Annotated in this window: 9 protein-coding genes; 1 reads left to right on the top strand and 8 read right to left on the bottom strand. The window is 47.7% G+C overall.

What is annotated here, in order from left to right:
- Nucleotides 1–281 precede the first annotated feature (281 nt).
- The 8 genes from C6Y40_RS04880 to C6Y40_RS04850 all read right to left on the bottom strand — a co-directional run bounded on the left by C6Y40_RS04880 (nucleotide 282) and on the right by C6Y40_RS04850 (nucleotide 7,651).
- Nucleotides 282–608 carry a YbaB/EbfC family nucleoid-associated protein gene (locus tag C6Y40_RS04880; RefSeq protein ID WP_105933612.1) on the bottom strand — a complete coding sequence of 109 codons (327 nt, stop codon included), beginning with the start codon at nucleotides 606–608 and terminating at the stop codon, nucleotides 282–284.
- A gap of 48 nt (nucleotides 609–656) precedes the next feature.
- Nucleotides 657–3,053 (bottom strand): DNA polymerase III subunit gamma/tau, encoded by a 2,397-nt coding sequence (dnaX, locus tag C6Y40_RS04875; RefSeq protein ID WP_105933611.1) that lies wholly within the window; start codon nucleotides 3,051–3,053, stop codon nucleotides 657–659.
- 12 nt (nucleotides 3,054–3,065) lie between these two features.
- A complete protein-coding gene (gene apt, locus C6Y40_RS04870) occupies nucleotides 3,066–3,602 on the bottom strand; it encodes an adenine phosphoribosyltransferase (RefSeq protein WP_105933610.1) in 537 nt (178 codons plus the stop codon).
- A gap of 34 nt (nucleotides 3,603–3,636) precedes the next feature.
- Nucleotides 3,637–3,762 (bottom strand): hypothetical protein, encoded by a 126-nt coding sequence (locus C6Y40_RS25390; RefSeq protein WP_276309509.1) that lies wholly within the window; start codon nucleotides 3,760–3,762, stop codon nucleotides 3,637–3,639.
- 111 nt (nucleotides 3,763–3,873) lie between these two features.
- Nucleotides 3,874–4,623 (bottom strand): HvfC family RiPP maturation protein, encoded by a 750-nt coding sequence (locus C6Y40_RS04865; protein WP_105933609.1) that lies wholly within the window; start codon nucleotides 4,621–4,623, stop codon nucleotides 3,874–3,876.
- Nucleotides 4,623–5,462 carry an HvfB family MNIO-type RiPP peptide maturase gene (locus C6Y40_RS04860; RefSeq protein WP_105933608.1) on the bottom strand — a complete coding sequence of 280 codons (840 nt, stop codon included), beginning with the start codon at nucleotides 5,460–5,462 and terminating at the stop codon, nucleotides 4,623–4,625. Before C6Y40_RS04860 ends, C6Y40_RS04865 begins: the two co-directional genes overlap by 1 nt.
- Nucleotides 5,463–5,485: 23 nt before the next feature.
- Complete coding sequence (locus C6Y40_RS04855; protein WP_105933607.1) at nucleotides 5,486–5,974, bottom strand: HvfA family oxazolone/thioamide-modified RiPP metallophore; 489 nt, start codon at nucleotides 5,972–5,974, stop codon at nucleotides 5,486–5,488.
- A gap of 135 nt (nucleotides 5,975–6,109) precedes the next feature.
- A complete protein-coding gene (locus C6Y40_RS04850; RefSeq protein WP_240621850.1) occupies nucleotides 6,110–7,651 on the bottom strand; it encodes a methyl-accepting chemotaxis protein in 1,542 nt (513 codons plus the stop codon).
- Between the two features lie 191 nt (nucleotides 7,652–7,842).
- Here C6Y40_RS04850 and C6Y40_RS04845 point away from each other — a divergent pair.
- Nucleotides 7,843–8,881 (top strand): IS630 family transposase gene (locus tag C6Y40_RS04845; protein WP_476726842.1). Its coding sequence is split into 2 segments (ribosomal slippage): nucleotides 7,843–8,303 and nucleotides 8,302–8,881, totalling 1,041 coding nucleotides; the frame shifts between segments, so codons are not numbered across the junction.
- The last annotated feature ends 8 nt before the right edge of the window (nucleotides 8,882–8,889 follow it).

Below are 8,889 nucleotides of genomic sequence, written 5' to 3'. Positions count from 1 at the left end.
CCACCCTCAAACACAAAACAGGACTGACTGAGTATCGGGCTTCGCGCTATTTTGCACGCTTACCCTCCTGCCTTGCCGAATCAGGTTCACTTTCGTTGTGTACTTCTAACTTCCTATGGCTTCCTTCGAACCCTGCCGTTGGCCAGCAACGCCCTTGCCATTCGGATTATCTTCCCCTCAGTCAGGGTGATTCAGGTTTCTTTCAACCTGACGGGTTTGCCAGCTTCGCTGGGCAAACAAAAAAGCCGACTCAGACGTCGGCTTTTTCGTGTACTCAAAAATTAAAACGGCATTTTCATGCCTGGAGGCAGTGGCATGCCACCGGTGACGTCAGACATTTTCTCTTTTGACGTTTCGGCAACGCGGCGCGCGGCATCGTTAAATGCCGCAGCAACCAGATCTTCCACCATGTCTTTATCGTCTTCCATTAACGACTCATCAATCTCTACACGGCGTACGTTGTGGTTACAGGTCATGGTGACTTTTACCATGCCCGCACCTGATTCACCCACCACTTCAAGATTGGCCAGTTCTTCCTGGGTTTTCTGCATGCGCTCCTGCATTTGCTGCGCCTGCTTCATGATGTTGCCCATTCCGCCTTTGAACATAATAGTATCTCTCTAATAGAAAAAATTGATAAGTTGCGACATCGCTACTCAGCGAGGCTGAATACTGTCTTCCAGTACCTCAGCATTGAACGCCCCCACCACAGAGCGGATAACATCATCAGACTGAATAACTTGTCGAGCATGACGTTGTCGCATTGTATTAATTTGCTGTTGAATCTGAAAAGGTGTATCGGTGACCTCTGCAAACTCTAACTGCACAGTTACCGCCGATTGTAGCACTTCTGACATGGCAGTCGACAACTGTGAAGCGGTAGTTTCGTTAACCAGGTGCTCCTGCGCCGGGTCGAGCCTGAGCAATACTTTATTTTCGTTGCGCTCAAACAATGAGTGCAAAGCAACCTGCTTGAGTAGTCCCGCAATAGGCATGGCCTCAATAAGCGCGCTCCACTTATCGATTTGACTGGCAGCGAGCAGCTTATCGCCGTTTTCAAGATAAGCAGGTAAATTACTGTACGTATCGAATGATACGTCGGCAGCCTGATTAGGAACGAAGGTGGCGGGCACTTCTGCTGCAGGTTGCGACGGGTTGTAATCGCTATCGGTTTGCTCAAGCCCGGCATCAGCGTTGGGATTGCTTACCGGAGCTTCATTTACCGGCTCGGCATTTTGGCCTGGCTCATCAGCCATGCCCTGACTGTTTTCCAACACCCAGGGCGGCGGCGAGTCTGCCTCTTCTTCCTGATGGCGGTAAGGCTCATCCCGAGGCGTTACATTGGCATTATCAGGTGTTGGCTGAACCGTTTCAGTTGCCTCATTCTGAGCTTGTGATTCATCGCTCGGTGCGACCTTAGCTGCCAGCGAGGGCTTAAACTCCCTGCTAGTCGTCGTTGCTGGCTTTTTTGCTGCGTCAGCTTTGTCCTCCGCTGCCTGCTGTTTGAGTCGTTGACGCAACGCCAACATGGCAGCGGTATTCGCCACCGGAGCCTGTTCGTCCCGATCGGCCGCTTCAGGCTGAGGTTCTGCATAAGCATGCGGGTAGTCTGCTGGCGGCGGCAAGTGCTCATCCGGTGGATTATTATCGTACTGCTGATACGCGTCGTAATCCTGCGGCGGCTCATCATAATGCGGTGGTTGTGATGACGGCTGCGTTAAAGCGTCACTTTGCTGACGAAAATCTGCAGCTTCATCCATCAACTGCTCTGCCTCAGAGGCAAGCTGTTGTGATTCATCGGATGCTTCGGCCTGAGCGCCCGGTTCAGCGTTTTGTTCTGCCGTCTCAGCTACTGTGTCAGAGTGTTGTTCTGCTTGCGCTGAGGGCACAGTGGCTGCCTGATTACCTGCATCGGGTACCGTTCGTGCCGGCGCTTGCTGAATAACGGTTTCCCGCTCGCCAACCGGTTCTACCGGGGCAAAGGTCATCATGCGCAGTAACGTCATTTCAAACGCACTGCGCGCATCGTTGGCAAAGGGTAAATCTTTACGGCCCTGCAAAGCAATCTGATACAGCAACTGAACTTGCTCCGGAGCAAAATGCCGGGCCAGTTGATAAATCGCTTTGGCGGTGTTGGTTTCCAGCTTACACGCTTCTGGTACCCACTGGGTAAGTGCTATCTGATGCAGCAGGCTCGCCAGTTCTGCCAACACAATACTGTAATCAGGGGCGAGTACGTCAATTTCTGCAGCCTGATGAAGTACTTCAGCGGCATCTTTTTTACCAATCGCAAACAGGATTTTCAGCAATTGCTGGCGATCCATCAGGCCGAGCATATCAGTGACGATGCTGCCGGAGACCTGATTATTGCCCTGCGCTATCGCCTGGTCGGTCAGACTCAGGGCGTCACGCATACTGCCCTGAGCGGCTTTAGCCAATAGTCCCAGCGCAGACTCTTCAAAGGCAATCTGTTCTTGCTGCAATATATGCTGCAGTTGCTGACCAATCTGATCCCGTGACAAGGCCTTGAGATTAAACTGCAAGCAACGAGACAAAATCGTAATGGGTAATTTTTGCGGATCCGTGGTGGCCAGCAAAAATTTAACGTGAGGCGGTGGCTCTTCCAAAGTTTTCAGCAAGGCATTAAAGCTGTGCTTGGACAGCATATGCACTTCGTCTATCAGGTAAACCTTATAGCGCCCGCGGGTTGGCTTATACTGGACGTTGTCCAGCAGCTCGCGGGTATCTTCGACCTTGGTGCGAGAAGCAGCATCGATTTCAAGCAAATCAACATAATTGCCCTGCTCTATTTCGACACAGGTACTGCACTGTCCGCAAGGGTTAGCACTTTGACCCTGTTCACAGTTAAGGCTTTTCGAGAAAATACGCGCAATAGTGGTTTTACCTACCCCACGCGTTCCTGTAAACAGGTAAGCATGATGCAAGCGATCGTTATCCAACGCATTGGTGATCGCCGCAACAACGTGCTCCTGGCCAACCAGTTCAGCAAATCTGCCCGGCCGCCATTTTCTTGCCAGTACCTGATATGCCACCGTTAGTTGTCCTTAATCGCCATCAAATTCACAAATACAATAAGGTTCCAGCCCCAGCGCTTCAAGCTTCTCGTAGCCGTGTAGTGCCGGCAAGCCGATAACGAAACCAGCGTGCTCTACCACACCACCGAGGTTACGAATAAGCTTAGCCGTAGCAGAAATAGTACCGCCGGTGGCTAACAGATCGTCGATCAAAAGCACCTTATCGCCGGGGTTAATGGCATCCCGGTGAATTTCCAGGGTGTCTTTGCCGTATTCGAGCTCGTAGCTTTCGCTGAGTACGTCACGGGGCAGTTTGTTAGGTTTGCGTACCGGGATAAAGCCGACTCCCAGCTCAAGCGCCAAAGGAGCGCCAAATAAAAAGCCGCGGGCTTCAGTGCCTGCCACTTTGTTAAATCCATAAGGTCGATATTTGTCGAGCAGCATAGAGATACATTGGCTGAATGCCTCGTAATCTTCTAATACGCTGGTCACATCACGGAATTCAATGCCGGGCTTTGGATAGTCCGGCACTGTTTTTACAACTGATTTTATATAATCTGCACTCATGCCTGTCCTTTATAATTATTTTTTTAGCATGAATTTATTTGATCAGGTATGTAAAGATACCTGCTAGCGTAGGAAGCAATGGAAACGCGACTAACGCAACCACAATTGCCAGAAAATACCACCAGTTAAACACTTCTTTAAAATCTTCGTTACCAGCCATGAAAATTCTCAAATTTAATTAAGCTAAAAAAGGGGGTAAATGGTAATCGAAAGCAGTCTAAATTGACAGTGCAAATATAGCGCCCGATGAAAAACCGGGCATTCATTTTATCTATATACCGTTTGATTCAGCGGGTATTACGGCACCGCAGGATAACCACTGAGTCAGGAGCGGTGTCAGCCCCTGATGTAGTGTCTCAACGGAAAACTGCGGAGCTTGCTGGTGAATGGCTGCCACCAACGAGTCAAAACTATGAATCTCACTGCTGAGTAATTGTAATGCCAGCGCAGACAGTGCCGTTATATGCTGAAACTGCACCTGATGTTGCTCGTCACGATAGAGCAGATAGTAATGCATCGAATCGCCAGATTCGGGCCTGAAGTCGGGGCTAATCTGATGCACCGGGTAGTGATAGGCAGCCAGCTCAGTTAATGGCGAGGCGGTGAGCCGTGAAGGTATGCCATCCTGCCGCCAATAATTAACAGGTTGCTCAGCTTCCCTGACTGACAACGCCAGCTCAAGCCATTCATAATGCGCGAGCTCCGCCATAAAGGGCGGATCATTTTTAACCGGCTGATATTCATTACTGAGGTATTCGACAAACTCTTTACTAATATGAATAAAGTAGGGAGACGAACACTGGTGCTCAATGAAAAAGCGTCGTATCAGCGCCTGCCACTGATCTTCAGTATACAGGCTGTGTAACACCGGAAAGCCGTTTTGGATAAATCCCGATACATTGTTAAAAAACAACGAGCGATAAATATCCATTCTGCGTTGCGTATCTGCCGACTCGTCTGTTGAGTGTTGTGGCGCCCGAATGCTATTCGCAAATGATTGTAACTGCACCTGTAATGTCATCAGGCTACGCCCTGCTGCTCAGCGCTAACCGCTTGTTGGATTTGTTTGATGCGTTGTACCTCATCAAGCAGTACTTCTAATGCCGGGATGTTAAAGTCACGTTCCAATAAAGTAGGAAACACATGGTGCTTTCGGTAACTATGAGCCAGTAAATCCCAGACCGGTTCAATGACATCGCTGCCGTGGGTATCGACCCTAAGATCTTCGGCTTCTTCATAATGGCCGGCAATATGCCCATAAACTATGCGTTCCGACGGCAGGCCATCAATAAACGCGTAGGGATCGTACCGGTGATTAATCGAATTTACATACACGTTATTGACATCGAGCAACATTTTACAGTTCGCTTCAGACAACACTGTATTAATAAACTCGAGTTCTGTGAGTTGCTGGTTAGGCGCAATATAATAAGACACGTTTTCCAGCACCAGAGGGCGCTCAAGAATGTCCTGGACCACTTTCACTCGCTGGGCAATATAGCTTACTGCCTCTTCAGTAAACGGAATCGGCATCAGATCGTACAAGTGCCCATCGGCTGAACAATAACTTAAATGCTCACTGTACAATTCGATGTTATAGCGATCGAGAAAGTGCTTAAGCTCATGCAAAAATCGGTGATCCAATGGATCAGGACCACCAATAGACAAGGATAATCCATGGGTAGTGAACACGGCCTGCTTTACACAACGATTAAAATCTTCGCGATATTTGCCACCCAGCGGGATCCAGTTTTCAGGTGATACTTCCCAGAAATCAACATTTCCGGGAAGAACAGGCAGCACATCATCCAACATTTCCCTGCGTAGGCCCAGACCAGCACCCTGTAACTTAACAGCCATGAACTACTCCTGTGATGACTGGCTTAAGCGGCACCACCGCACTTACCTTCACCACATTTACCTTCTTTCTTGGCTTTTTTATCACCACCGCATTTGCCTTCGCCACATTTACCCTCTTTCATGGCTTTCTTCTCGGCACCGCATTTGCCTTCACCACACTTACCTTCTTTGTGGGCTTTCATGCTCTCGCCGCACTTACCTTCACCACATTTGCCTTCTTTGTGGGCTTTCATGCTCTCGCCGCATTTACCTTCACCACATTTGCCTTCTTTGTGGGCTTTCTTGCTTTCGCCGCACTTGCCTTCGCCACACTTACCTTCTTTGCTTGCTTTCTTGCTTTCGCCGCATTTACCTTCGCCACACTTACCTTCCGGCGCAAACTGCATGTAGCCAGACTCTAATTGTTGAGCACCAAACGGATTAACCGTATCAGCCATCGCCATAGACGACATGGAGGTTAAAACCACCGCACCCAGTGCGCTTGCAATACCATTTTTGTTTACTTGTTTCATTGTCTTGTTCCTATCGGGTCAAATAATTGTTATCTCTTTCACTATAGACCGGGGGCTATAAAATTTTATTTCGTTTATCTAAAAAAAACCACTTATACATCGTAAGTGGTCTTTGTTACTTGCACAATATACTTATCAGTCTGCTTTATAACCAATCCTGAATCCACCCCAGTGTCGATTATTAACAAAAATAGGGGCTGACAGATCATGCATAACCTCGCCGGTATCCCGCTTATAAGTTTGCAAAAGGAAGCTCTCGGTATTACTCCCACAGCGAGAGCCGGTGTAATCATTAAATATACGTTTGGTACGACTCTTAGCCAGGTCTGTTTCATAGTTGCCGGTCATTTTATGACTAAACTTTTTATTATGGGTGGGGAGATAGCCGTTCACATCCACCGCACCAGCGTAGATAATAAAGTCGTTTTGCTCCAGAATTGGTTCTTGCAACACAGGTAGCTCTGCATCAGTGAATTTGTCGAAACCGGTAGTAAACTTCTGCGGATTAGTATTGGGCACCGGTTGGTAGTTAAAATCAAATAATGCCTGCTGTGACAGCCGCCCCTGCTCGATGGCCTGTTCAAACAACTTACCAATTCGCTGCGCAGTTTCCTGGGCAATGCGCTGCACTTTTGCATTGCGGTTATGTAAATCGAAGACCTGCAACTGGCGGAAAATATCCTCGGTCTGGTGACTCAACGCCAGTACCTTCTCCGATACTTCACCTAACTCAGCTTCAAGGTGACGGGTATTTTCATGTAACTGCATTGCATTGGCACTGATACCACGATTGGCCTCACCATGTTCATCCACGGTATCTTTCATCACTGTCATAGAGTTGGCTGCAGCGCTCGAAGCTTCGCTGGCGGCTTTAATTAAATCAGATGACTCAGTAATCATCTGGCTCATTTCATCACCGGCATTTGCTACCTTTTCTATGGCCATTACGGAATTCTGGCTACACTGATTGATTTCACTGAGCACTTCATCAATTCCCTGCGTCGCGTCAGTGGTTTTTTTCGCTAAGTCACGCACTTCGTCGGCCACTACCGCAAAGCCCCGGCCCTGTTCTCCGGCTCGCGCAGCTTCGATGGCGGCATTAAGCGCCAGCATGTTGGTCTGGTCGGCGAGCTGATTGATAGTAGTGGTAATACTGCCGATGGATTCTGCACTACTGCGTAGTGTCTGAAGCATAGCCTTTGAGTCATTAATCTGACTAATTAGCGTGGCTTGTTGGTCAAGGAGATTATTGAGTAACTGGCGACTACGCTGCGTCATTTCGTCAGAAGTCTGTATCTTATCTTCTGCCATAACAGCATGTTCAACAAGTTGCTGGTTGCCGGATTCGATATTTTCAATACGCTGAGCAATCTCTTTGATACTGTCGACCTGCTGGTTGAACATTGAGGTTAGCTTATCTAAAAAGTGCGAAACACTTGCCCCACCGATAGCAATCCGGCTGGCCGACTGACTGATCATTTCACCTTTCTGAGAAAACTCATTCACTGCCTGGGGCCTATCTTCCTGAACCCCATCCTGATTCTGTGAAGCAAAGTAGGTAAATCCACACGACAACAAGCCGACAACAAAAGCAACAACGCCTAATGATAACTGGAAAAACCCGAGCGCGAGACTACCGATACAGATTATAACAAACTGACTGATTGTAATTTTCACAGCGATTGACTTCTTAATGTATTGTTATAACAAACCTGTAACAACTATAGCTTATGTTTTTGAAAGTTACTGTGAATTATAGACAAAAGTATGAAGCAAACAGTCGTAATGTATAAGAAATTACAGGTGTTATACCATTCCATCTAGATTTGTGATCTAATTGCCACATTACATTCCTGAGTCCATTTAGTTTGAAATATACATCAGAGCAATTGCTCGCCCTTTCAAAATCTGAAAAAGATAGTCGGAAGCGTATACGCTTCTTAGCCCTTTCTCATTTTCTTGACGGCAAGAGCCGCACTTATATCGCTGAAATACTCAAAGTCAGTAGGACAAGTGTGAATCTGTGGGTATCCAATTACCTTACCAATGGCCTTGAAGGTCTGGAATCCAAAAAGGCAAAAGGTCGAACTTGCTACCTCACAGAACGGCAAAAGCAAACGCTCTGTTCATACATCGAAGAGCATAGCCAGGATAAACATGAAGGAGGTAGGCTTACCGGGGAAAGTATTTTAGCCTATATTGAGCAAACATTTGGCGTTACCTACCATCATAATGCAATCTATAAGCTGTTAAAATCGTTGGGGTTTAGTTGGATAACGAGTCGTTCTCGACATCCTAAACAACAAACAGGCGTCCAGGATGCATATAAAAAACTTCCTACTGGAAACGATCCTTAACACTCCGGGGCATCTCGCCTTGGATCGCATAGATGTTTGGTTCCAGGACGAAGCTCGTTTTGGCCAGCAAAACACGACAACGCGCATTTGGGCCCCAACGGGAAGTCGCCCACGAGTTGTGAAGCAACAGCAATTTGAATATGCACATTTGTTTGGCGCGGTATGTCCAGCTACTGGCGACACCGAAGCGTTCATTTCGCCCTATGTGAGCAAAGACATCATGCGTCAACACCTGATGCAAATCTCACAGAAAACAAAACCGGGGCGCCATGCCGTGGTGGTGATGGATGGTGCTGGTTGGCATACCGATGATATAGCCGATGACTTTGAAAACCTGACAATTATGAAACTGCCACCCTATTCTCCTGAACTGAATCCCATAGAGCAGGTGTGGAGTTGGATACGGCAACATCATTTAGCGAACAGATGCTTCCAGGGATACGAAGATATCGTTGATGCATGTACCACAGCTTGGAACGATTTCGTCGATGACACTAAGCGAATCATGAATATGTGTTCGAGAGACTGGGCATTACTGACCAAATATTAAGATGGAAT

This window comes from Marisediminitalea alba (assembly GCF_002993365.1).
GTDB lineage: Bacteria > Pseudomonadota > Gammaproteobacteria > Enterobacterales > Alteromonadaceae > Alteromonas > Alteromonas alba.
The sequence above is the reverse complement of the archived record's forward strand: the minus strand, read 5'-3'. Positions and strand labels throughout refer to the sequence as shown.